The organism is Salinispora mooreana, from assembly GCF_000379065.1.
Taxonomy (GTDB): Bacteria; Actinomycetota; Actinomycetes; order Mycobacteriales; family Micromonosporaceae; genus Micromonospora; species Micromonospora mooreana.
The window spans coordinates 314,496-337,365 of record NZ_KB900614.1; the positions used below are offsets into that span (position 1 = coordinate 314,496).

The window sequence follows — 22,870 nt, forward strand, 5'->3', positions numbered from 1 at the left end:
GCCACTCCCACCAAACAACACCGATGTAATTTGCTCCTGGCGGTCAGGCTACCGCAGCGTGGGGCGCATTCCGAGTAACGCGCTGCCCACCCGGACATGTGTCGCGCCGTGCCGGATCGCCGATTCAAGATCCCCACTCATACCAGCCGACAACAACGTCGCCTGCGGATGCTGGACCTGGAACCCGGCCGCCACCTCCGCCAACCGGGCGAAGGCCCGGTCCGGCTCCCAGCCCAGCGGCGCCACCGCCATCAACCCGCCGAGCCGCAGCCCGTCGGCACCGGCCACCAGCTCGGCCACCGGATCGAGCCCCACGTCCGGGTCGGCGGAGTCGGGCAACGCACCGCCACGACCCACCGCCCCGTCGATGCTGACCTGAAGGAGCACCTCCAACGGCCGATCCCGTTCTGCCACCGAGGCCCGATCCAATGCCCGGGCCAACCGGACACTGTCGACCGACTGCACCACATCGGCGTATCGGACCACCGACTTCGCCTTGTTCCGCTGCAGCTGGCCGATGAAGTGCCACCGGGGCGTCACCCCCGCCGCAGCCACCTCGGCGGCTTTCGCCGCGGCCTCCTGGTCCCGGTTCTCCCCCACCTCGACGGCCCCGAGACCCACCAGGGCGACAACGTCACTCGCCGGGTACGTCTTGGTCACCGCGATCATGGCCACCTCCCCGGGGTCTCGACCGGCCGCCGCGCAGGCGTCGGCGATTCGGGTACGGACTCGGGCAAGGCCAGCTGCGAGATCGGCGTTCCGGTTGGTGGGCGCCGCGGCGGGGGTGTTGGTCATCGGTGGGGCTCAGGAACCGTTCTTGAGGAAGTCGGGAACATCGACATCGTCGAAGAGAACCCGACGCGGCGACTGCTGCGGGGCGGGGGTGGTGGACGGCGCCGGTACCGCTGGCGTGGCCGGTGCCGGCTGATTCTGATTCGTCTTGCGGGCCGGCTCGGCCGCCTTGTATGCGGGCGCGCCTCCGTCGAAGCCCGCGGCGATGACGGTGACCCGCACCTCGTCGCCGAGGGCATCGTCGATCACCGCACCGAAAATGATGTTGGCTTCCGGGTGGGCCGCGTCGGTGACCAGTTGCGCCGCATCGTTGATCTCAAACAGCCCCAGGTCGGAACCGCCAGCGATCGAGAGCAGCACGCCGCGCGCACCGTCCATGCTCTGCTCCAGCAGCGGGCTGGAGATGGCCGCCTCGGCCGCCTCCACCGCCCGGTTCTCACCCCGGGCACTACCGATTCCCATCAGCGCGCTGCCGGCACCGCTCATCACACTCTTGACATCGGCGAAGTCCAGATTGATCAGACCGGGAGTGGTGATCAGGTCGGTGATCCCCTGGACACCGGAGAGGAGCACCTGGTCCGCGGTGCGGAAGGCATCCATCATGGAGATGTTCCGGTCACCGAGCGCGAGGAGCCGGTCGTTCGGGATCACGATCAACGTGTCGCACTGGTTCCGCAGCTCGTCAATGCCGGCCTCAGCCTGCACCTGACGGCGCTTGCCCTCGAACGAGAACGGCCGGGTGACCACGCCGATGGTGAGCGCGCCAAGCTTGCGGGCGATGTTCGCCACCACCGGAGCGCCGCCGGTGCCGGTGCCACCGCCCTCACCGCAGGTCACGAAGACCATGTCGGCGCCCTTCAGGACTTCCTCGATCTCGTCGCGGTGATCCTCGGCCGCGTTCTTTCCGACGTCCGGATTGGCACCGGCGCCCAGGCCACGGGTCAGTTCCCGCCCCACGTCGAGCTTGACGTCGGCGTCACTCATCAACAGTGCCTGCGCATCGGTGTTGATCGCGATGAACTCGACGCCCTTGAGCCCAACCTCGATCATTCGGTTGACGGCGTTCACGCCGCCGCCACCGATACCGACGACCTTGATGACCGCCAGGTAGTTGTGCGGAGGTGTCATCTGAAGGTCCTTTCCCCCTCGAGATTGGCATGGGCCGCGCCACTCGGCTTGCCCAGGATCAACGGTTGACGACGCGGCCATCACCAGGGCTCGGTGTAAACCCTCACCCTCTACTAGAGGGTTACATTTATGTCAACCACTGATCCTCTTCGGGGCAACGTAAGCGCCTCCGCCCAATGTGCCAAGCAACCCGGCGGCGTGTCGCCCGGCGGGCAGATCACACATCACCGGACGGTCACCACGTCCGGAGCGCTGACATCGATCGTGGCCGCCGCCCCGTTCAGCAAAGCGGTGGCGACTCGCGCCTTATCTTCCCCCCGGGTCGCGTCCCCCCACACCACCCGCCGCTCATCGCGCAGGTGAAGCATGAGTCGGGCCAGCCCTTCCACCGTGATGTCCACGAGTTCGGCCCGTAGCTGCGGGGTGAGCTCGGCGAGCACCGCCAGAGCGGCCTGGGTCTCCGGATCGGCCGGCCCCGGCGCTTCCAGCCGGATCACCGGTAGGCCGTCGGGGGGAGCCGACAGCCGACGGAAGACGACCCCCGCGGCATCCACGACGAGAAACTGGCCCTCCTGCGGCACCACCGCCGCACCGGTCCGCTCGGTTAGCCGGACCACGAGGGCATCCGGCCAGTCCCGCGTCACGTCAACCCGCTCGACCGCCGGCAGGCCACCGATGCGCTCCGCGGTGGCCGCAAGGTCCACCTGGACCAACGGCGTGCCGTCGGGCACACCGGCGACGTCACGCACCTCGACCGGGGTCACCAACTCGACGCCCTCCACCCGCACCTCACGCACTCCGAACAGGCCAGTGCCGACCAGCACCCAGCCGACCAACCCCGCCAGCGCCAGTCCGCCAGCCGTGAGCGCCCAGGGCAGGACCGCTCGCATTCGGCGCCGCCGGGCCCGGGCCATGAACCGTCGGGTTGAGGCGGGCACCGCGTCCCGGCCGGCCCGAACCAGTTGCCAGCGGCGGACCGGCCCCCGGCGGCCGGCGACCCCCTCCACTCCGGAGGTACGCCGACGCGTAGGCCCCGAGCTCATCCGGCGGTGGAAGTATCTGGAGTGGAGCTACCCGGGACGCCGGGTACGGTGCCCCCCATCGTCGTCGCACGCCCAACGTCACCGCCGGGCACGGTGCCGGTCGAGCCCGCCGCGTCCCGCTTCGACAACGCGTCGAGTAGTTGGTCGCCCATGAGTGAACTGGGCGGCGCGCCCATCGTCACCACGACATCGCCCGGCTTGGCCCGGCGGGCCACCTCGATCGGCGCCGCCTCCCAGGAGTCCACGAAGACCTTCCGGTCGGCCGGCAACGGCACCGCCTCGATCAATGCCGCTGATCCCTCCCCCGGCTCCCGCAACTCCCCGGGGCCGAAGACCTCCAGCAGCACCAACTCATCAGCGATGGCGAGGGCCGCGGCGATCTCCGCCTGCAGATCCCGGGTGCGGTAGAGCCGGTAGGGCTGGAACACCACAATCAGCCCTCCGTCACCGGCCACCTCCCGCAGCGTCCGCAGGGCCAGCGCAATAGGTGTCGGGTGGTAGGCGTACTCGTCGTAGACCAGCACATCGTCCGCGACACCCTTACGCTCGAAACGCCGCCGCACGCCGGGAAAGGCCGCCAGCGCGGCCTGCGCCGCCTCCAGCGGCAGGTCCAGCAGGTACTCGGCGAGCACCGCCGAGGCGCTGTTGAGACCCATGTGTCGCCCCGGCACCGGCAGCCGGAACTCGCCCAACGACCGGCCATCGATCTCGGCGAGGTAGCGGATACCCCGGGTGGACGAGGCCATCTCGGTCAGCCGTAGGTCCGCGTCGGCCGAGGTGCCATAGGCGTACACCCGCCGCCCCTCGGCCCGCAGCGTCTCGGCCAGTCGCCGGCCACCCGCGTCGTCAGCGCAGGTGATGATGAAACCATCCGGGTCGGTAAGGCGGGCGAAGTCAGCGAAGGCCGCTTCCAGATTGGCCAGGTCGCCGTAGGTGTTCAGGTGGTCGGCCTCAATATTGGTGATGATCGACACGAATGGCCGATAGATCAGAAAGGAGCGGTCGCTCTCGTCCGCCTCCACCACGAAGTACTCCCCCGTACCGTGGTGTGCACCGGAACCAACCTCGGATATCTCCCCGCCGATCACGAAGGACGGATCCACCCCGGCCTGCTGGAGCACCATGGTCACCATTGAGGTGGTGGTGGTCTTGCCGTGGGTACCCGCCACCGCGACCGTCCGCCGGCCGGTCATCGCCGCGGCAAGCGCCTCGGAACGGTGCAGCACCCGCAGACCCCGACGGCGCGCCTCCACCAGCTCGAGATGGTCGGGCGGAATTGCCGAGGAGTAGACGACGGTGTCCACGCCATCGAGGTTGGCCAGCTCGTGACTCATGTGGATGGTGCCACCCAGCGCCCGCAGGCCCGCCAGGGATGGCCACTCACGCAGTTCGCTGCCGGAGACCGAGATCCCGCGGGTGAGGAGGAGCCGGGCCAGGCCGCTCATCCCGATCCCACCCGCCCCGATCAGGTGGATGACGCCGAGGTCCTCCGCGGTCAGCCGACCGGCCGGCGAGAACCTCGCCGCACTCTTCCCGCTCACCGGACCACCGCCTCATAGACAAAGTTGAGTAGTGCTTCGTCGCCGTCGCGATGCCCGTACGCGGCCGCGGCAGCCCCCATCGTGGCCAGCCGGTGCGGGTCACGGATCAACGGGATCACCGTGCTCTCCACCCAGGCTGGCGTCAGCTCGGCGTCGTCAACGAGTAGTCCGCCCCCAGCCTCCACCACCGGCAACGCGTTTCGTCGCTGCTCCTGGTTGCTGTGCGGGTACGGCACATAGACCGTCGGCAGCCCCACCGCCGCCACCTCTGCGCAGGTCATCGCCCCGCCCCGGCCGAGCATCAGGTCGGCCGCGGCGTACCCCAGCTCCATCTGCGACAGGTAGGGCAACGTCACGTACGGTGCGGGTAGGTCGGTCGGCACCGACACCGCCTCATTGCGTGCACCGACCACGTGCAGCACCTGCACTCCGTTCCGGGCCAGCTCCTTGGCTGCCCCACTGACCGCCAGGTTGATCGAGCGGGCGCCCTGCGATCCGCCGGCGACGAAGAGCACCGGCAGGTCCGGACGGAGACCGAAGTGGGCGCGGGCGGCGGTGCGCATGGCGGCCCGGTCCAGACCGGCGATGCCCCGGCGCAGCGGCACTCCCACCACCCGGGCCTCGCGCAGCGACTCGGCCTGCGCCGGCTGGTGCGGGAAGCCCACTGCGACGTGCTTGGTGAACTTCATGCCCAGCCGGTTGGCCACCCCCGGCGGCACATTGACCTCGTGGATGACGATCGGCAGCTCACGTCGCCAGGCGGCGAGGTACGCCGGGACCGAGACGTACCCGCCGAACCCCACCACCGCATCGGCCTGCACCTCGTCGATCACCTTGCCGGCTGCCCGGGCCGCGGTCCACATCCGGCCCGGGGTTTTCACCAAGTCCAGGTTGACCGAGCGGGGAAGCTGGTACGCGGGGATCTGACGCAGGTCATACCCGGCGGGCGGGATCAGCTCGTTCTCCAGCCCCTTCGGGGTGCCCAGGCAGGTGATCCGGATGCCGGAGTCGTGCCGGCGCAGGCAGTCGGCGAAGGCGAGTAGCGGGTAGATGTGCCCCCCGGTGCCACCTCCCGCAAGCACCACCGAACGCAGCGGACCCATCACCGTCTCCTCTCCTCCACCGACCCGCGCCGGGCCCGGTTCGCCCGGGCGGCACGCGGAGCGGCCTGGTCGTCTTCATACCGCCCCCGGGGCGCCCGGACCCGGGGAGCTGGTGGGGCGCCCGGGCGACGCCGGCCGGGAAGCGGCGGCAACGGGGCCCAGACTAGTCGGACCCATCGGGCCGGCGGACGGGCATGCAGGGCTCTCGCCGCATCAGGTTCGGCCCGGGCGAACGAGGCGAGCATGCCGACCGCGGCGAGCGTGACGACCAGGGCGCTCCCGCCGTCGGAGATGAACGGCAGCGGCACGCCGGTCAGCGGCAGCAACCCGATCACACCACCGATGTTGATCACTGCCTGGCCGATCAGCCAGGCGGTAGCCGCGGCGGCGGCGAGCTGCCGGAACCGGCCGGTCACCCGGCGGGCGATCCGCAGCCCGGTATACGCGAGCACCGCGAAGAGCGCCACGACCACACCGCACCCGACGGCACCCAGCTCCTCAGCGATGATCACGAAGATGAAGTCATTCTCCATCGCCGGAAGGGAGCCCCACTTCAGGGAACTCTTGCCCAGCCCGGTGCCGAACCAGCCCCCGTGCTCGATCGCGTACCGTGCTTGGAGCATCTGGTAGCAGTCGTGCAACTTGCAGGTGTCAAGCGGTGGCGGGTTAACGAAATTCGTCAGCCGCGCCAGCCGGAAGTTATCCCCGCCCTCCTCGCCCGCACTGCTCGACCCAGCACCGAGTGAAGCGACCGCCACCAGCAGACCGACACCGAACAGGCCGATCGCGCCCAGCATCGCGAAGACCCGCAACCGCACCCCGGCCGCCCAGAGCAGCCCGACGACCAGGGCCAGCAGACAGAGCATCGTGCCCAGGTCGTTGTAGCCGACCAGGACGAACAGCAGCCCCAGCACCGGGAAGAGCGGCGTGGCCAACTCCCGCCACCAGCCGAGCTTGGCGCCCTTGCGGGCGAGCACGTCCGCCCCCCACAGGACGAGGGCGAACTTCGCCAGCTCAGAGGGTTGGAGCTGGAACGGCCCGATGTACAGCCAGTTTATGTATACGGAGAACGGGCCAACCTGTTCGACACCGGCCAGTGAGCTGAGCGCGAGCAACAGGTTCAGGAGCAGCAGCAACCCCACCGTGCCCCAGAGGGCCGGCCAGGCGACCGCCTGGAAGGTGCGAACCGGCAGCCGCTGGCACGCCCAGAAGGCCACGATCCCGAACACCGCGAAGATGGCCTGCTCGGTCAACGACGCGGTGGCATCGCCGCGCTCGGCAAAGTCTTCCACGCTGGTCGCCGAGAAAACCATGGTGAGACCGATCAGCAGCAGCAGGCCGGCGCTGAACAGCAAAAGGTAGTAGGAGGCCAACGGCCGGTCCAGCAGGCCACGCAGCGCGGCCAGTCCGCCGGCGGCGCTCAGTCCGCTCAGGGGCGGAGCATCAGGAGGTTCCTTCGGTGGCCGCGCTGCCGGCGGACCCTCGACGGTACGCGTACCTCCCGGCAGCCAGCGCCGCCCCGTCCCCGAGCTGTCCTCAATTTCTGGTCCCTCCCCCACCCGCCCATCATCGCGGGTGGGGGAGGTGCGGCCCCCGCAACCGTCTCCTCGGCGTGTCGAGAAATGCGGTCCGGTCAACCGACGTTGGCTAGGTACTCGCTGTAGAAGAGGCCCAGGGCTATCGCCACACCGATGCCGGCGATGATCCAGAACCGCACCACGATGTTGACCTCGCTCCAGCCGGCGAGCTCGAAGTGGTGCTGCAACGGCGACATCCGGAAGACCCGCTTGCCGGTGGTCCGGAAGGAGATGATCTGGATCACCACAGACATCGTGATGATGACGAAGAGTCCGCCGATGATCGGCAGCAGCAGGATCGTCCGGGTCGACATCGCCATCCCGGCGATCAGACCACCCAGGCCCAGCGCGCCGGTGTCTCCCATGAAGATCCGGGCCGGCGAGGTGTTCCACCACAGGAACCCGACGCAGGCGCCGGCTGCCGCGCCGGCGATCAACGCGATCTCCAGCGGGTCCCGGACCGCGTAGCAGTACTCCTGGGTGTAGTTCGGGTCCGCGCACCAGTGCCGGTACTGCCAGAAGGCGATCAGCGCGTACGCCGCGAGCACCATCACCGACGCGCCGGTGGCCAGACCGTCCAGACCGTCGGTGAGGTTGACGCCGTTGGTGGCGGCCATCACCACGAAGATGAAGAGAATGACCGCGCCGACCTTGGTGAGCTCCAGTGCGGGGATGTCCCGAATGAAACTCAACGTCGTGCTGCCGACCGTCTCGGTGTTGGTCAACGTGCCCTGAGAGTCGGTCATGGTGCTCGGGAAGTAGAGCGCGACCACCCCGAACACCGCCCCGACCAGGATCTGGCCGAGCAGCTTGCCGCGCTTGTTGAGACCACCACTGTGCCGCTTGCGGACCTTCAGGAAGTCGTCAATGAAACCCACCGCGCCGGAGAACACCATCAGCCCCAGTAGCACCAGCGCCGTGATGGTCGGTTCGACCTGAGCGATCTGCGCGTCCGGCAGCGTGGTCAGGGCCAGGTGACCGGCGACGTACGCGATAACGGTGGCCAGGATGAAGACCACCCCACCCATCGTCGGCGTCCCCTGCTTGCCCTGGTGCATCACCGGCCCCTCGGCCCGAATGGGCTGGCCGGCCTTCAACCGGGTGAAGACCTTGATCGCAATCGGAGTGCAGAACAGCGAGACCAGGAAGGCCACCCCGACCGCGACGATGACCGCCCTCATGCCAGGCCACCGTCCGCTCCCGCGCCCCGATCGGGCACGGCGTCGACGCGCAACGCGTCCGCCACCTCCCAGGTGCGGTACCGCGAGCCCTTCACCAGGACGACGTCACCGGGCCGCAGGTCTCCCCGCAGCACCTCGACGGCGCCCGCCTGATCGGTGAGCTGCACCGATTCTCCTTCCCAGTCACGTACCGATGTTGCGCACTGATGGATTGGTGCCGCCGCCTCGCCCACCACGAGCAGACGGTCCACCCCGAGGTCGGCGGCGAGTCGGCCGACCTCGGCATGCCCGTCCTGCTCGTACGGCCCCAGTTCGGCCATGTAGCCGAGCACCGCGATGGTGCGCCGCCCCCGAAACCCGGCCAGCGCCCGCAGGGCAGCGGCCATCGAGGCGGGGTTGGCGTTGTACGAGTCATCGATGACGGTGACCCCGTCCACCCGCTCGAAGACGTCCATCCGACGACTCGAGACCAGCCCGAGCTCACCCAGGACGGTCGCCAGCTCGGTCAGCGGCATTCCCAGTTCCCGGGCCACCGCGGCGGCGGCGAGCGAGTTGGACACCTGGTGCCGGCCGGTCAGTCCGAGCCGCACCGGCGCGCGCCCCTCCGGTGTCACCAGCGTGAACGATGGCCGGCCCCGCTCGTCCAGCACCACGTCAACGGCGCGTACATCCGCATCGGCCGCCTCACCGAAGCGGACCACCCGCGCCCGGGTTCGCGTCGCCATCGCGGCGACGAGGTCATCGTCGGCGTTGAGCACGGCCAGCCCCTCGGCCGGCAGCGCCGCCACCAGTTCCCCCTTCGCCAGGGCGATGGTCTCCCGGGAACCGAACTCACCGATGTGGGCCACCCCCACGTTGAGCACCACGGAGATCTGCGGCGGTGCCACCTCGCAGAGGTGGCTGACATGCCCCACCCCGCGGGCCCCCTTCTCCAGCACGAGGTAGCGGGTGCCCGGGTCGGCCTGGAGCGCCGTGTAGGGGTGCCCCAGCTCGTTGTTGAACGACCCGGGCGGGGCGACCGTCGGCCCGAGTCGAGCGGTGAGGGCAGCGATCAGATCCTTGGTGCTGGTCTTGCCCGAGGAGCCGGTGAGGCCGACGACGGTCAGCTCGGGCAGCCGGTCCACCACCGCGCGGGCCAGTCGCCCCAGCGCTGTCCGGGCGTCGGCTACCAGCACCATCGGCACGCCGGGGAGCACCCGGGTGCCGAGCACCGCCACCGCACCCGCCCGGATCGCTCCTTCGGCGTAGTCGTGCCCGTCCACCCGTTCCCCGGGGAAGGCGACGAAGAGCCCGCCCGGGCCGACCTTGCGGGAGTCGAACTCGACCGAACCGGTGACCGCGACGCCCGGGTCAGCGGCGACCAACCGGCCGTCAACCGCCGCCGCCACCTCGGCCAGGCTCAGCCGGATCACGGCTGCCCCGCCTGGTCGCCAAAGCGGGCCCGCAGCGCGGCGGCCAGCTCAGTGCGGTCGTCGAAGGGATGCATCTGCCCACCAACCTCCTGCCCCTGCTCGTGCCCCTTGCCCAACAGCGCCACCACGTCCCCGGGCGCAGCGAGCTGCACCGCCTCCGCGATCGCCGCACGCCGACCGGGCACCTCCAGGACCTGCACCCCGGTGTCGGCGCGACGCACGCCGGCGAGCACCTCAGCCCGGATCTCGGCGGGATCCTCGGTCCGCGGATTGTCGTCGGTTACCAGCACCACATCCGCTCCCTCCGCGGCGGCGACGCCCATCAGGGGCCGCTTGCCCCGGTCCCGGTCGCCGCCGGCGCCGAGTAGGCAGATCAGCCGGCCGGTACTGAACTCCCGCAGGGCGGCGAGCGCGGCGACGATCGCGTCGGTCTTGTGCGCGTAGTCGACGACGCCGCGCACCGGGCCGGGGGATGGCACCAGCTCCAGCCGACCGGGCACGCCGCCGCAGTCGGCCACCCCCGCGACAGCGACCCGCGGCTCCACCCCGGCCGCCACCAGCACGGCGACGGCGAGCAGCGCGTTGGCGACGTTGTGCCGACCGGGCAGGGCCACCCCGGCGGGCAGGATCAGCCCGTCCGGACCGTGCAGGGTGAGGCGTTGCGCGTACCCCTCGCCACCGACCTCGTCGGCCCACCAGGTGGCGGAACGGTCGCCGGCCGCGGAGTAGGTCACGGTGGCGGGTCGGCGCAGCGGGAACAGCGCCGGATCGTCGTGGTTGAGCACCTCGACCTCGCAGCGGCCGTCGAAGAGCTTCGCCTTGGCGGCGAAGTAGTCCGCGGAGTCAGCGTGGAAGTCGAGGTGGTCGGAGCCGAAGTTGGTGTAGCCGCCGACGGTGAACCGGACGCCGCCGACCCGCCCCATCGCCAGGGCGTGGCTGGACACCTCCATGACCACGGCGGTGACGCCGCGCTCCCGGGCGGCGGCGAGCATGGCGTGCAGGTCGGTCGCCTCGGGCGTGGTCCGGACACTGTCGATCACCAGATCACCGAGGCGGGTCTCCACGGTGCCGATCAGGCCGGTGGTGTGCCCGGCCGCCCGCAGCCCCGACTCGACCAGGTACGCCGTGGAGGTCTTGCCCGCGGTTCCGGTCACCCCGATCACCGTCAACCCGCCGGTCGGGTCGCCGTACACCACACTGGCCAGGTCCCCCAGCACCGCCCGCGGGCTCGGCACCACCAGCATGGGCAGACCGGCTTCCGCGGCCGCCGCCGCGCCATCCGGGTCGGTCAGCACGGCCACCGCACCAGCCTGGGCCGCGGCCGGGACGAACTCGGCACCGTGCCGCCGGGCACCGGGAAGGGCCGCGTACAGGTCGCCGGGGCGGACCTCCTGGCTGGCGTGCGTCACCCCGGTGACCGTCGGTTCCGCTGGACCGGACCGGAGGTCGACGGCGTCCGCACCGGACTCGGCGGCGAGCCGAGCGGCGAGATTACCGAGCCGGATTCCGGTCACGCTACGAGGGCGAGGATTGCCGGACACGGCGTCAGACCCTACCCGGTCGTCCGGTTCCGGCCACACAGCCGCCCCGGTGGTTCGTCGGCACTCACCGATGATGTCCCGTCTTCGCTGTTCAGCGAGGAAAGACGTCAAAGTTGGGCGGCGGTGCCGGCGACTGCGGCACCCGATAGTGCTGCAAGGTGAACCGCATCATGTCGGCGAAGACCGGCGCGGCGATGTCGCCACCACCGCCACCGGGAGTGTGGGCGAAGACAGCGATCACGTAACGGGGCTTCTCAGCCGGGGCCATCCCGATGAACGACGCCACCTCACCGGGCTGCTTCCGCCCGTCAACCCGTCGCGTGCCCGTGCCGCTCTTCCCCGCCACCCGGTAGCCGGAGATTGCCGCGGCCTGTCCGGTCGCGCCGTCAACCGTGGTCACCGCCTCCATGATGGTCCGCAGCTCGGCAGCGTTCTCCGGGGTCAGCACCTCCCGGGTCGTCGGCGCCTCCGGCGTTGTCCGCTCTCCCTGCGGCCCGATGATCTCCTTCACCAGCTGCGGCGCGACGTACGTGCCGTCGTTGGCGATGGTCGCGTACACGGCAGCCATCTGGATGGCGGTGACGTCCACACTGTGCCCGATCGGCACCGACCCGTACGACGAGTCACTCCACTGGTCGACGGGGAGCAGCGCACCACTCGCCTCGCCGAGCAGCCCGACCCCGGTCGGCTCACCGAGCCCGAAGCGCTTCTGGTAGTCGATGAGCCGGTCCGGACCGAGCTGGTCGGCGATGGCGATGGTGCCGACATTGGACGAGTACGCCATCATCCCCGCCAGGCTCATCCGTCTACCGTTCACCGGGTGCGTGTCAGAGATACGCGTGTCGCCCTTGAGTACGCTGTTCGCCACCGGGAACGCCGTCTGCGGGGTGATGACGCCCTCCTGGAGGGCAGCGCCGAAGGTGATCGCCTTGTGCACCGACCCCGGTTCGACCACGAACCCGGTCGCCACGTCGACCCGGTCGGCCGGGTCGCTGTCGCGCCAGTCCGCGACGTCGTAGGTGGGGTAGGAGGCCTGGGCCAGCACCTCGCTGGTGCCCACCTCCAGGATGACCGCGGTGGCGGTCGAGCCGGTGACCGCCGCCATCGCCTCGGCCAGCTTGGCCTGCACCACGTATTGCAGGTCCCGGTCGAGGGTGAGGCACAGCGAGCTGCCCGGTTTCGCCTCCGTCGTCTCGCTGAAGCCCCCGGGGATCTGCGCGCCCCACCCCGCCTCGTAACGTTCCAGCCCGTCCTTGCCGGCGAGCACCTCGTCATAGCCGGCCTCGAGCCCTTCCAGGCCGGCCATGTCCTGGCCGGTGAAGCCGATCAGGTTGGCGGCCAGGTCCCCGCCGGGGACCTCCCGTCGCTCATCTCGCTTGGTGTCGACACCCTCCAGCTTCAGGTCCTCGATCTGCTCGGCCAGATCAACGTCCACCCCCCGTTTGAGGTAGACGAACTCCAGTTCGCCACCGCTGGGTTGCTTGCGTTTCCGCATCTTCTCGGCGAGCTCCGCCGCCGGGATGTCGAGCGGCTCGGAGAGCGCCTGCGCGGTGGTCACCGGGTCGTCGATCTGGGTCGGGTCGGCGAAGACATACCGGGTTTCGACACTGTGCGCCAGCACCTCGCCATCCCGGTCGTAGATCGAGCCACGCGGCGCCGGCAGAACAACGGACCGCAGCCGGTCCTCGATTCCGGCACCGGCGTAGTCCGGGTTCTCCACGACCTGCAGCGCGACGAGCCGAATACCGATGAGGGTGAACAGGGCCAGCGCCAGCGCGGTGCCGAGCCGCAGCCGACGGCCGGGGTCGGCCAGGCGGGGTGGCCTCAGCCGGCGGCGTCGCGTTGGCCGAGCTGAGGTTGGGCGCGGCGGGCGTCGCCGCGGCGGTGGCTCCTCCGCCGGTGGACGCCGGGGCACGGTGCGCACCACGGAGGTGCGACGCGGCGGGTTCGTCCGCCGGGCAGCACCGGCCCGCCCACCGCTGAGCACCTGGAGTGCCGGACGGAACGGGTCACCGGAGCGACTGCTATCTCCTCGCGGTGTCCGACGGGGCTCGGCGCGACCTGCGCGGGCGTCCCCCAGCCGCTGCTCGCCGATGCTGCGACCGCGAGGGGTGTAGGCCCGGGCCCCGGAGATGCCACCCCCCGACTCTGCCGGTCGGGGATCGGCCGGACTGTCGGTGCGGGACGGGCCGCGCCGGGACCCTTTGGCGTCCCGGCGCGGCTCCTCCGATCTCGGCGGCACAGCTATCCCCCGGTACCCGGCTGGCCGACCCCCGCCGCGGGCCCGCTGCCCGGCTGCGGCACATCAATGGCCGCGCCGCCGTCGGGAAGCTGGATATAGCCCGGCTCGAGCTCGACCAGGCCAAGCTTGCGAGCGGCTTCGAGCAGATTGCCCGGCGCCTCCGCCTCGGTGATCTGTTGGTTCAGCTGCTGCTGCTGCAGGTTGAGGGTGGTCTGCTCCCGCTGGAGTTGAGACAGCCGAATCGCGTTCTCGTTGATCTTGGTGTTGACCAACAGGATGCCGAGCACCCCACCGACCACCAGGACCACCACCAACGTGGCGAACGGCGCGCGCGGCACCGATACCGGCGCCGGTGGCGCCACCCGCAGCCGGGTCGTTCGGGTGTTGGCAGTCCGCGCGCTCGGGCGTAGCGCCGCGGTGCCCTGGGTCGGGAACGCTCGCGTGCCCCGCGCGCGGGTCGTCCCCGGCCGCCCCGCCGGGGGCGTCTGGGCGCCGGCGCGCGTGGTCCGCTCCGCCGCGACCCGGCCCCCCGACCGCGGCGTGCGCTGCCCGCCGCCGGCGCCGTTCCGGCGGTCGCGCTTGTCAATCGTCATGTCCCTCCCCCTCGTCATCCGTCGTCCCTGTCCCGTCGTCCCCCGAGGCCAGCCGCCGCACGGCCGACCCCGTCCCCGGTTGGTGCATCGCTCGGACCCGCCGCCGGTACCGTTCGCGGTCGGTACGCTGGCGCTGCTGCAGGGTCGGGTCGAGCCGTTCGGCGGCCCGCAGCCGCACCGAGGCGGCCCGTGGGTTCACCGCGACCTCCGCCTCGCCCGGCAGCTCCGCCCCTCGGCTGAGTAGCCGGAAGGTCGGGCCGGTCCCGGGCAACTCGACCGGAAGGTCGATCGGACCCTTGCTGCGAACCCGATCCGCGAGCGCCACCTTGGTGAGCCGGTCCTCCAACGAGTGGTAGGACAGGACCACCATCCGGCCCTCGATCGTGAGCCGGTCGAGCGCCGCCGGCAGCGCCGTCTCCAACGCCGCCAACTCTCGGTTCACTTCAATCCGTAGCGCCTGGAAGGTGCGCTTTGCCGGATGACCACCGGTGCGCCGGGCCGGCGCGGGGATCGCCTGCCGGACCAACTCGGCCAACCGCGCCGACGAGGTGATCGGGGCCCGGTCCCGCTCCTGAATGATCGCCGACGCGATCCGCGGCGCGAACTTCTCCTCGCCGTAGACCCGCAGCACCCGGGCCAGGTCCGGATGCGAGTAGGAATTGACCACCTCCTCGGCGGTCACTCCCCGGCTCTGGTCCATCCGCATGTCCAACGGGGCGTCCTGCGCGTAGGCGAACCCGCGATCGGGCGCGTCAAGCTGCAACGAGGAGACCCCGAGGTCAAAGAGGATCCCGTCCACCACCGGATGGCCGAGCCGGTCGAGCACCTCGGGCAACTCGTCGTAGACGGCGTGCTCCAGGTGGACCCGATCAGCGAAGCGGGCCAGTCGCACGCGCGCGTGCGCCAGCGCCTCGGTGTCCCGGTCGAGCCCCACCAGCATGGTCCGCGGATGCGCCGTCAGGATCGCCTCGGCGTGCCCGCCCAGCCCCAGCGTGGCATCGACGTAGACCGTCTGACCCGTCCGGTCCAGCGCGGGAGACAACAGCTCGAGACAGCGCTCAAGCAGCACCGGCACGTGTACACCGCGCAGCTCCCCCATGTCGCCCCCCACTGGTTCCGTCCCGTCTGTCGTGCCGTGCCTGTCGTCGGACGGTGCCCCCCGCCGTCGTACCACCAGATCCCCATCCGCTCCCGCCGACCTTCCGGCAACGGCCCCCGATCGGATCGTGCGCCTGGCACCGGGGAAGGGATGCCAGGAACTCGAAAGCGGCTGGAGATCTCGCGGTACGCCAGGCGCCGTCGCGCCTACAGACCGGGCAGCACCCCCTCCTCGATGTCAGCGAATTCGTCTTCGCTCTCGGCGAGGTAGCTCTCCCAGGCGACCCGGTCCCAGATCTCCACCCGGGTGTGCGCACCGATCACCACCAGATCCCGGTCGAGTGCGGCGTACTCCCGCAGGTGACCCGGGATGGTCACCCGACCCTGCTTGTCGGGGACCTCGTCGTGCGCGCTGGCGAAGAAGACCCGGCTGTAGGCCCGGGCCGCCTTGTGCGTCATCGGCTGCGCGCGCAACTGATCCGCGATGCGCTGGAACTCTGACGTCGGGAAGACATAGAGGCAACGCTCCTGCCCTTTGGTAATCACGACACCCCCCGCCAGCTCATCCCGGAACTTCGCCGGAAGAATCAGCCGACCCTTGTCGTCCAGGCGTGGGGTGTGGGTGCCGAGGAACACGGCCCAACCCCCTCGCCCTTCACGCGGCGTTCGCGGCGCCGCTGACCCCCGGGCCGGTGGGCCCTCCCGGCCGCACCATCGGGCCCCACTCTACTCCACTTCCCTCCACCCGCAACCAGAATCGCCCGCGTGGCGCGGCTGCCGCCCCGCCAAAACCGCACGTCAGAGCGGGTGGAGCGGAGTGGAGGGCGGCACCGCCCCGGGGACCGCCCACCATCCGACATAGATCGAATCCACTCCCTACCCCGATCCACTCGACCGCACCGGGGAACGAGCCGGACCGTTCCGCCCCAGCAGCGATCTGGAGAGTCCGCGGGTGGAGTAACCTCGCTCGCGTGACGGACGCGAGAATGCCCCTACGGGCGAAGGTGGCCAGCTCTGTGTCGCGGACCGCCGCGGCCCTGTCGCGGGCCGCGGGCCGCGGGGACGGATCGGTCATCGGTGGTTGGATCGGCCTCAAAATCGACCCGGAACTCCTCGCGCACCTCGCCGCGGGCCGCGCCATCGCCCTGGTCTCCGGCACGAACGGCAAGACCACGACCACCCGACTCGCCACCGCCGCGGTCGGCGTGCTCGGCAAGGTCGCCACCAACTCGTTCGGCGCGAACATGCCCACCGGGCACACCTCGGCGCTCGCCAAGGCCGGCAGCACCCCGTACGCGGTGCTCGAGGTGGACGAGCACTACCTCGCGCAGGTGCTGGACGCCACCGACGCCCACGTGGTGGCGCTCCTCAACCTCTCCCGCGACCAGCTGGACCGGGCCCGGGAGGTCGCCATGATGGCGCAGCTCTGGCGCGCGGCGCTGATCCGCCACCCCGACCTGCGGGTCATCGCCAACGCCGACGACCCGATGGTGGTCTGGGCCGCCACCCCGCCGACCAATCACGACCCGCGCATCACCCCACCCAAGGTCGTCTGGTTCAGCGCCGGCCAACGTTGGCACGACGACTCCTGGGTCTGCCCCGAGTGCGGCTCGACCATCGCGCGGCAGGACAACCAGTGGTGGTGCACCGGCTGCCCGCTGCGCCGGCCACAGCCGCAGTGGTCCGTCGAGGACGACGGCGTGATCGACCCGACCGGCGCCTGGCACAAGGTCCAGCTCCAGCTCCCGGGCACGGTCAATCTCGGCAACGCCGCCACCGCCCTCGCCGTTGCGGCGGAGTTCGGCGTACGTCCGGTTGACGCCGTACTCCAGCTCAGCTCAGTCACCTCGATCGCCGGCCGCTACGCACAGGTCGAGCGAGACGGGCGGCTGATCCGCCTGCTGCTGGCGAAGAACCCGGCCAGCTGGCTGGAGGCGTTCGACATGGCCGACGAGGCGCCGACACTGCTCTCCATCAACGCCCGCGATCCGGACGGGCTGGACACCTCCTGGCTCTTTGACGTCGACTTCAGCCCCCTGCGGGGTCGGCAGGTACTCATCACCGGTGACCGAGCGTTCGACCTGGCCGTCCGACTCGACGTGAACAACGTGCCGTTCCAGCACGTACGCTCCTTCACCGAGGCGATCCAGTCGGTCCCGTCGGGCCGACTGGAGGTCATCGCGAACTACACCGCGTTCCAGGACATCCGAGCGGAGTTGGACCGTGTTCTCTGACAGCCTGCGCATCGTCTGGGTCTACCCGGATCTGCTCTCCACCTACGGTGACCGGGGAAACGCACTCATCCTGGCCAGCCGCGCCCAGCGGCGCGGCTACCCGGTCGAGGTACTGGAGGTCCGCTCCGACCAACCGCTGCCCGCCACCGCCGACATCTACCTGGTCGGCGGCGGTGAAGACGGTCCCCAGGCGCTCGGCGCGCAGCGGCTCATCGCCGACGGGGGCCTGCACCGCGCCGTCGCGCAGGGCTCGGTGGTCTTCGGCGTCTGCGCCGGCTACCAGATCCTCGGCTCCTCCTTCTTCGCCAAGGGCACCAAGTACGCCGGCCTGGAGCTGCTGGACCTCTCCTCCGACCGGGGCCCCTCCCGCGCCATCGGTGAACTGGCCGGCACCATCGACCCACGGCTGGATCTGCCGCCGCTGTCCGGTTTCGAGAACCACGGTGGGCGTACCCACCTCGGCCCAGAGGTGTCACCGCTGGCCCAACTGACCGCTGGAATCGGTAACGACACCCGGACCGAAGGGGCCTGGCGGGGCAAGCTGCTCGGCACCTACTCGCACGGACCAGCCCTGGCCCGTAACCCGGCCCTGGCCGACCTGCTGCTGCGCTGGGCAGTCGGCGTCAACCAGCTCCCCCCGCTGGATGACACCTGGTCGAACCGGCTCCGCGCCGAACGCCACGCCGCAGTGGCCGCCGCCGCCCGACCATGACCCACGACGGCCGCCGCGACACCCCCCGCGGCGACCACCACGATCCGGGCGCCCCCCACCACCTCGACCGCCGGGAGCCTGCCGCTGTCCCGCCCCGCTGGTGGCGGGGGCGGGGCCCGGCGGCCTACCGGTTCGGCCTGCTACTGCTCCTGCTCGCCGGGTTCGGGGTGGCGCTGCTCGTGGTTCCCCGCCCGGACCCGACCGCCCTGCCCCACCTGGCCAACCAGTTGGGCGGGTACGCCCCGGTCACCGCGATCGCTGGCGGCACGCTCCTGCTTGTTGCGCTGGTTCCCCGCACCGTCATCACCCTGGCAGCCGGTGCCCTCTTCGGTGCTGTGGAGGGGGCCGCGTACGCGCTCGGCGCGGCACTGCTGGCAGCCGCCATCGGCTTCACGGTCGGTCGGTTCCTCGGTCGGGAGTTCGTCGCCGACCGGATTCGCGGTCGCCTCGCCCGGCTGGACGGCTGGTTCACCCGACAGAACGTGCTCGGCGTCGTCACCGTACGACTGCTACCGATCGCCGGCTTCGGCCTGGTCAGCTACGGCTACGGCACCACCGGGGCGCGGGTGTTGCCGTTCCTCGTCGGCAGCGTCGTCGCCTCCGCGCCGACCGCCTTCGGATACGCCGCCGTCGGCGCCGCGGTCACCTCGCCCGGCGAGGTCAACTGGTTCGCCGCCGCCCCGGCCGGGCTCGGCCTGATCGCCAGCGCGGTGCTCATCCACCGCTGGTGGCGCGCCGAGCGGGCCAGTGTGGCACGCCGCCCAGGACGGACTCCACGTCGGCGCTGACCAACGCCCCCAGGTCGCGGCGGGGTCACGGCCGGCAAGCTGGGTGCACAGCCGCGCCGTGGGGTGCCGGGGCAACACCCACATCAATCATGGAGTTGTGGTGGGACGGCCCGGAGAGCGCCGCCCCACCACAACTCCATGATCAGCAGTGCGGGCCAACAAACGGACCTCAGGCCACCACGGAGACCATTCGGCCGCGGACCACGATGACCTTACGGGGTTCCTTGCTGGCCAGCGAGCCGGCGACCGCCTCCAGCGCCGCCGCCCGGACGCTCTCCTCCGTCGCGTCGGCCGGCACCTCGATCCGACCCCGCACCTTGCCGTTGACCTGCACCGGGTACGTCACCGACTCGGCCACCAGCAGGGCCGGGTCGGCGACCGGGAAGTCGGCGTAGGTCAGCGAGGTCGGGTGGCCCAGCCGGCGCCACAGCTCCTCGGCGACGTGCGGCGCGAACGGCGCCAGCATCAGCACCAGCGGTTCGGCCACCTCGCGCGACGTCTCCGGCAGCCGGGTCACCGCGTTGGTCAGCTCGATCAGCTTTGCGATCGTGGTATTGAACCGCATCGCGTCCATGTCACCCCGGACCCCGTCCACGATCCGGTGCAGGAGTCGGCGGGTCGCCTCGTCGGCCGGGGTGTCCACCACCCGGGACGCGCCGCTGCGCTCGTCCACAATCGCCCGCCAGACTCGCTGCAGGAACCGGAACGACCCCACCACAGCCCGCGTCTCCCAGGGGCGGGAGACCTCCAGCGGGCCCATCGACATCTCGTACACCCGGAACGTGTCCGCCCCGTACGCGGCGCACATCTCGTCCGGTGTCACCACGTTCCGCAGGGACTTGCCCATCTTGCCGTACTCGCGGTTGACCTGGACATCGCCCAGGTAGTAGGCGCCGGAGCGCTCGACCACCTCCTCCGCCGGCACGTACGCCCCACGCGCGTCGGTGTACGCGTACGCCTGGATGTAGCCCTGGTTGAACAGCTTGCGGAACGGCTCGAAGCTCGACACGTGCCCCAGGTCGTACAGCACCTTGTGCCAGAACCGGGCGTAGAGCAGGTGCAGTACGGCATGCTCGGCGCCGCCGACGTACAGGTCGGTGCCCCCGCAGTCGCCCTCGCCACGCGGGCCCATCCAGTACCGCTCGGTCTCCGGGTCAACGAAGCGGTCGGCGTTGGTCGGGTCCAGGTAGCGCAGCTCGTACCAGCAGGAGCCGGCCCACTGCGGCATCACGTTGGTTTCCCGGGTGTAGCGCTTCGGACCATCGCCCAGGTCCAGCTCCACCTCGACCCAGTCCCGCCGTCGCGACAGCGGCGTCTCCGGATTCGACTCCGCATCCGCGGGATCGAAGGTGCGGGGTGAGAAGTCATCCACCTCGGGCAGCTCGACCGGCAGCAACTCCTCCGGCAGGGCGATGGCGGCGCCGGTCTCGTCGTACACGATCGGAAACGGCTCACCCCAGTACCGCTGTCGGCTGAACAGCCAGTCCCGCAGCCGGTAGGTCACCGCGCCCGAGCCGTGGCCCTCCGCCTCCAGCCAGGCGATGGTCCGGGCCTTGGCCTCGGCGATGCCCAGGCCGTTCAGGTCCAGGCCGCGTTCGGGTACCGCGCTGTTGATGGCCGGACCGTCGCCGGTGTACGCCCTGCCGGCAAAGTCCTCCGCCGGCGCGACGGTACGGACGATGGGCAGGTCGAACACCTCGGCGAAGGCCCAGTCCCGCTCGTCCTGACCGGGCACCGCCATGATCGCGCCGGTGCCGTAGCCGGCCAGCACGTAGTCGGCGATGAAGATCGGAATCTGGGCCCCGGTGACCGGGTTGGTGGCGTACGCGCCGATGAAGACGCCGGTCTTCTCCCTCGTCTCGGCCTGCCGCTCGAGGTCGGTCTTCGCCGCGGCCACCTTGCGGTAGCCCGCCACCGCCGCCCGCGGGCTGGCCTGCCCGCCGGTCCAGGCCTGGGGAACCCCCGCCGGCCAGGCCGCCGGTACCAGTTCGTCCACCAGGTCATGCTCGGGCGCCAGCACCAGGTAGGTGGCACCGAAGATCGTGTCCGGCCGGGTGGTGAAGACGCTGATCCGCTGCTCTCCCCCCGGATCCGAAGCCGAGGCCGAGGTGGGGAATTCGATGTGCGCGCCGATGGAGCGGCCGATCCAGTTCCGCTGCATCAGCTTGATCGGCTCGGGCCAGTCCAGCTTCTCCAGGTCGTCCAGGAGCCGGTCACCGTACGCGGTGATCCGCATCATCCACTGCTTCAGGTTCCGCTTGAAGACCGGGAAGTTCCCCCGCTCGGAACGGCCGTCGGCGGTGACCTCCTCGTTGGCCAGCACAGTGCCCAGCCCCGGGCACCAGTTGACCGGGGCCTGCGAGACGTACGCCAGCCGGTGTTGGTCAACGACGGCCCGCTGCTCGGCATCGGTCAGCTCACCCCACGGTCGCCCGTCCGGGGTGCGCCGGGAGCCGCCGGCAAACTCGGCGATCAGCTCGGCGATCGGGCGGGCCCGCTTCGCCTCGCTGTCATACCAGGCGTTGTAGATCTGCAGGAAGACCCACTGGGTCCAGCGGTAGAAGTCGGCGTCGATGGTGGCCACCGAGCGGCGTTCGTCGTGGGCCAGCCCCAGCCGGCGCAGCTGCGCCTTGTACCGGGCGATGTTCGCCTCGGTGGTGGTACGCGGGTGGGTGCCGGTCTGCACCGCGTACTGCTCAGCGGGGAGCCCGAAGGCGTCGAAGCCCATCGCGTGCAGCACGTTCCGCCCGGCCATCCGCTGGTAACGAGCGAAGCAGTCGGTGCCGATGTAGCCCAGCGGGTGACCGACATGCAGCCCGGCACCAGACGGGTACGGAAACATGTCCAGTACGTACAGCTTCTCCGCTGCTGCCCGCGGATGCTCGGGGTCGGCCAGCGGGCCGGTCGGATTGGGGGCGTGGAAGGTGCCCTCGCGTTCCCAGGTGTCCTGCCAGCGGCGCTCGATCTCGTCGGCCAGAGCCGCCGTGTAGCGGAAGGGGGGAATCTCGCTGGCCGGTGCGGCTGCCTCAGTCATGGCTCTCCTCGCTTCAGTCGGCGCGGATGGTCTCGTGCGGTGTCGGTCGACGCTCGCCACCGGCCGGCGGGACCGGGCCGGCGACGGGCACAAAAAAGCCCCTCGCACAGGAGGGGCCGCCGTGCTGTCGCGCGCTCAGCGCATCAGCACGGCCCGATAAGAAGCAGGAAGACTCCGGCCATGCCCCGGAGTGTACCCCGCCGGCCCCCGGGAGCGCGCCCGCGGCCACCCGGGCTGGTCATCCCCGGCCCGCCCGCCGGCGCACCGCTGGGACCCGCCCACCGAGTTCGTCGTAGCGCGTGCTCTCGGCCAGCGGGCTCCCCGCCCGGTAGGCGGCGCGGGCCAGGGCGTACCCGCCGACCGGCGCCGAGACGAGTTGCAGCCCGACGGCGACCAGGCCCACCAGCACCGTCCGGGGGCTGGGCAGCAACAGCAACACCGCCAGCAGGACGCAGATCAGGCCCAGGCTGCCGGACTTCGCGACGGCGTTCATCCGGTTGTAGACATCGGGCAGTCGGATCAGCCCAAGGGAGCTGATCACGATCAGGCTGACGCCGATGACCAGAATCACGGAGGCGAGCAGCATCCGGATCATGGCCGCCGCCGATGCACCAGGCGGGCCAACGCGACCGTGGCCAGGAAGCTGACCAGGGTGCCGGTGAGGACCAGGTCCAGCAGTCCGGGCGTGTCCAACCGAACCGCCAACACCGCCACCGCCGCCAGGAACACGAAGAAGCCGTGGTCGAGCGCGGCGGCGCGGTCGGCGTCAGTGGGGCCGACAATCAGCCGGCCGAGCACCACGGTCATCGACAGAGCGAGCACCACCAGCACCACGTCGAGCAGGAGCATCC

The 22,870-nt window shown here is 70.7% G+C and carries 19 protein-coding genes; 3 read left to right on the forward strand and 16 right to left on the reverse strand.

Features of this window, described 5'->3' with window-relative positions:
• Window positions 1-48: 48 nt before the first annotated feature.
• The 13 genes from SALPAC6_RS0101465 to mraZ form a co-directional block, all read right to left on the reverse strand.
• A complete protein-coding gene (locus tag SALPAC6_RS0101465; protein WP_018251671.1) occupies window positions 49-795 on the reverse strand; it encodes a YggS family pyridoxal phosphate-dependent enzyme in 747 nt (248 codons plus the stop codon).
• A 9-nt stretch (window positions 796-804) separates the two neighbouring features.
• Window positions 805-1,920 (reverse strand): cell division protein FtsZ, encoded by a 1,116-nt coding sequence (gene ftsZ / locus SALPAC6_RS0101470; RefSeq protein ID WP_018251672.1) that lies wholly within the window; start codon window positions 1,918-1,920, stop codon window positions 805-807.
• A gap of 224 nt (window positions 1,921-2,144) precedes the next feature.
• Entirely contained in the window at window positions 2,145-2,927 is a 783-nt protein-coding gene (locus SALPAC6_RS0101475) for a cell division protein FtsQ/DivIB (protein ID WP_018251673.1), read from the reverse strand.
• A gap of 32 nt (window positions 2,928-2,959) precedes the next feature.
• Window positions 2,960-4,504: a UDP-N-acetylmuramate--L-alanine ligase gene (gene murC, locus SALPAC6_RS0101480; protein WP_018251674.1), complete on the reverse strand. Its 1,545-nt coding sequence runs from the start codon at window positions 4,502-4,504 to the stop codon at window positions 2,960-2,962.
• Window positions 4,501-5,607, reverse strand: coding sequence for an undecaprenyldiphospho-muramoylpentapeptide beta-N-acetylglucosaminyltransferase (murG, locus tag SALPAC6_RS0101485; protein ID WP_020493529.1), 1,107 nt, complete (start codon window positions 5,605-5,607; stop codon window positions 4,501-4,503). The genes murC and murG overlap by 4 nt, the downstream gene beginning before the upstream one ends.
• Entirely contained in the window at window positions 5,607-7,031 is a 1,425-nt protein-coding gene (locus SALPAC6_RS0101490) for an FtsW/RodA/SpoVE family cell cycle protein (RefSeq protein ID WP_397538794.1), read from the reverse strand. Before SALPAC6_RS0101490 ends, murG begins: the two co-directional genes overlap by 1 nt.
• A 209-nt stretch (window positions 7,032-7,240) precedes the next feature.
• Window positions 7,241-8,365 (reverse strand): phospho-N-acetylmuramoyl-pentapeptide-transferase, encoded by a 1,125-nt coding sequence (gene mraY, locus SALPAC6_RS0101495; protein ID WP_018251678.1) that lies wholly within the window; start codon window positions 8,363-8,365, stop codon window positions 7,241-7,243.
• Window positions 8,362-9,777 (reverse strand): UDP-N-acetylmuramoyl-tripeptide--D-alanyl-D-alanine ligase, encoded by a 1,416-nt coding sequence (locus tag SALPAC6_RS0101500; RefSeq protein ID WP_018251679.1) that lies wholly within the window; start codon window positions 9,775-9,777, stop codon window positions 8,362-8,364. Before SALPAC6_RS0101500 ends, mraY begins: the two co-directional genes overlap by 4 nt.
• On the reverse strand, window positions 9,774-11,318 hold the full coding sequence (locus SALPAC6_RS0101505; protein WP_450097613.1) for a UDP-N-acetylmuramoyl-L-alanyl-D-glutamate--2,6-diaminopimelate ligase: 1,545 nt from the start codon (window positions 11,316-11,318) through the stop codon (window positions 9,774-9,776). Before SALPAC6_RS0101505 ends, SALPAC6_RS0101500 begins: the two co-directional genes overlap by 4 nt.
• 91 nt (window positions 11,319-11,409) lie before the next feature.
• Window positions 11,410-13,560: a peptidoglycan D,D-transpeptidase FtsI family protein gene (locus SALPAC6_RS0101510; RefSeq protein ID WP_026189228.1), complete on the reverse strand. Its 2,151-nt coding sequence runs from the start codon at window positions 13,558-13,560 to the stop codon at window positions 11,410-11,412.
• Between the two features lie 2 nt (window positions 13,561-13,562).
• On the reverse strand, window positions 13,563-14,153 hold the full coding sequence (locus tag SALPAC6_RS0101515) for a hypothetical protein (RefSeq protein ID WP_018251682.1): 591 nt from the start codon (window positions 14,151-14,153) through the stop codon (window positions 13,563-13,565).
• Entirely contained in the window at window positions 14,143-15,252 is a 1,110-nt protein-coding gene (gene rsmH / locus SALPAC6_RS0101520; RefSeq protein WP_018251683.1) for a 16S rRNA (cytosine(1402)-N(4))-methyltransferase RsmH, read from the reverse strand. Before rsmH ends, SALPAC6_RS0101515 begins: the two co-directional genes overlap by 11 nt.
• Before the next feature lie 206 nt (window positions 15,253-15,458).
• Window positions 15,459-15,887 (reverse strand): division/cell wall cluster transcriptional repressor MraZ, encoded by a 429-nt coding sequence (gene mraZ / locus SALPAC6_RS0101525; RefSeq protein WP_018251684.1) that lies wholly within the window; start codon window positions 15,885-15,887, stop codon window positions 15,459-15,461.
• Between the two features lie 350 nt (window positions 15,888-16,237).
• Between mraZ and SALPAC6_RS0101530 the strand changes: the two genes are divergently transcribed.
• The 3 genes from SALPAC6_RS0101530 to SALPAC6_RS0101540 are packed head-to-tail and all read left to right on the forward strand — an operon-like array spanning window position 16,238 to window position 18,985.
• The gene (locus SALPAC6_RS0101530; RefSeq protein ID WP_018251685.1) at window positions 16,238-17,485 is read left to right on the forward strand and encodes a MurT ligase domain-containing protein; all 1,248 of its coding nucleotides are present in this window, start codon (window positions 16,238-16,240) and stop codon (window positions 17,483-17,485) included.
• The gene (locus SALPAC6_RS0101535; protein ID WP_018251686.1) at window positions 17,475-18,197 is read left to right on the forward strand and encodes a type 1 glutamine amidotransferase; all 723 of its coding nucleotides are present in this window, start codon (window positions 17,475-17,477) and stop codon (window positions 18,195-18,197) included. Before SALPAC6_RS0101530 ends, SALPAC6_RS0101535 begins: the two co-directional genes overlap by 11 nt.
• Window positions 18,194-18,985 (forward strand): TVP38/TMEM64 family protein, encoded by a 792-nt coding sequence (locus tag SALPAC6_RS0101540; RefSeq protein ID WP_018251687.1) that lies wholly within the window; start codon window positions 18,194-18,196, stop codon window positions 18,983-18,985. The genes SALPAC6_RS0101535 and SALPAC6_RS0101540 overlap by 4 nt, the downstream gene beginning before the upstream one ends.
• Before the next feature lie 169 nt (window positions 18,986-19,154).
• Here SALPAC6_RS0101540 and leuS read toward each other — a convergent pair whose 3' ends face one another.
• From leuS to SALPAC6_RS0101555, 3 genes are all read right to left on the reverse strand, one after another.
• Window positions 19,155-22,019 (reverse strand): leucine--tRNA ligase, encoded by a 2,865-nt coding sequence (leuS, locus tag SALPAC6_RS0101545; RefSeq protein ID WP_018251688.1) that lies wholly within the window; start codon window positions 22,017-22,019, stop codon window positions 19,155-19,157.
• A gap of 238 nt (window positions 22,020-22,257) precedes the next feature.
• A complete protein-coding gene (gene mnhG, locus SALPAC6_RS0101550) occupies window positions 22,258-22,614 on the reverse strand; it encodes a monovalent cation/H(+) antiporter subunit G (RefSeq protein WP_018251689.1) in 357 nt (118 codons plus the stop codon).
• Window positions 22,611-22,868: a monovalent cation/H+ antiporter complex subunit F gene (locus SALPAC6_RS0101555; protein WP_018251690.1), complete on the reverse strand. Its 258-nt coding sequence runs from the start codon at window positions 22,866-22,868 to the stop codon at window positions 22,611-22,613. The genes mnhG and SALPAC6_RS0101555 overlap by 4 nt, the downstream gene beginning before the upstream one ends.
• Window positions 22,869-22,870 lie beyond the last annotated feature (2 nt).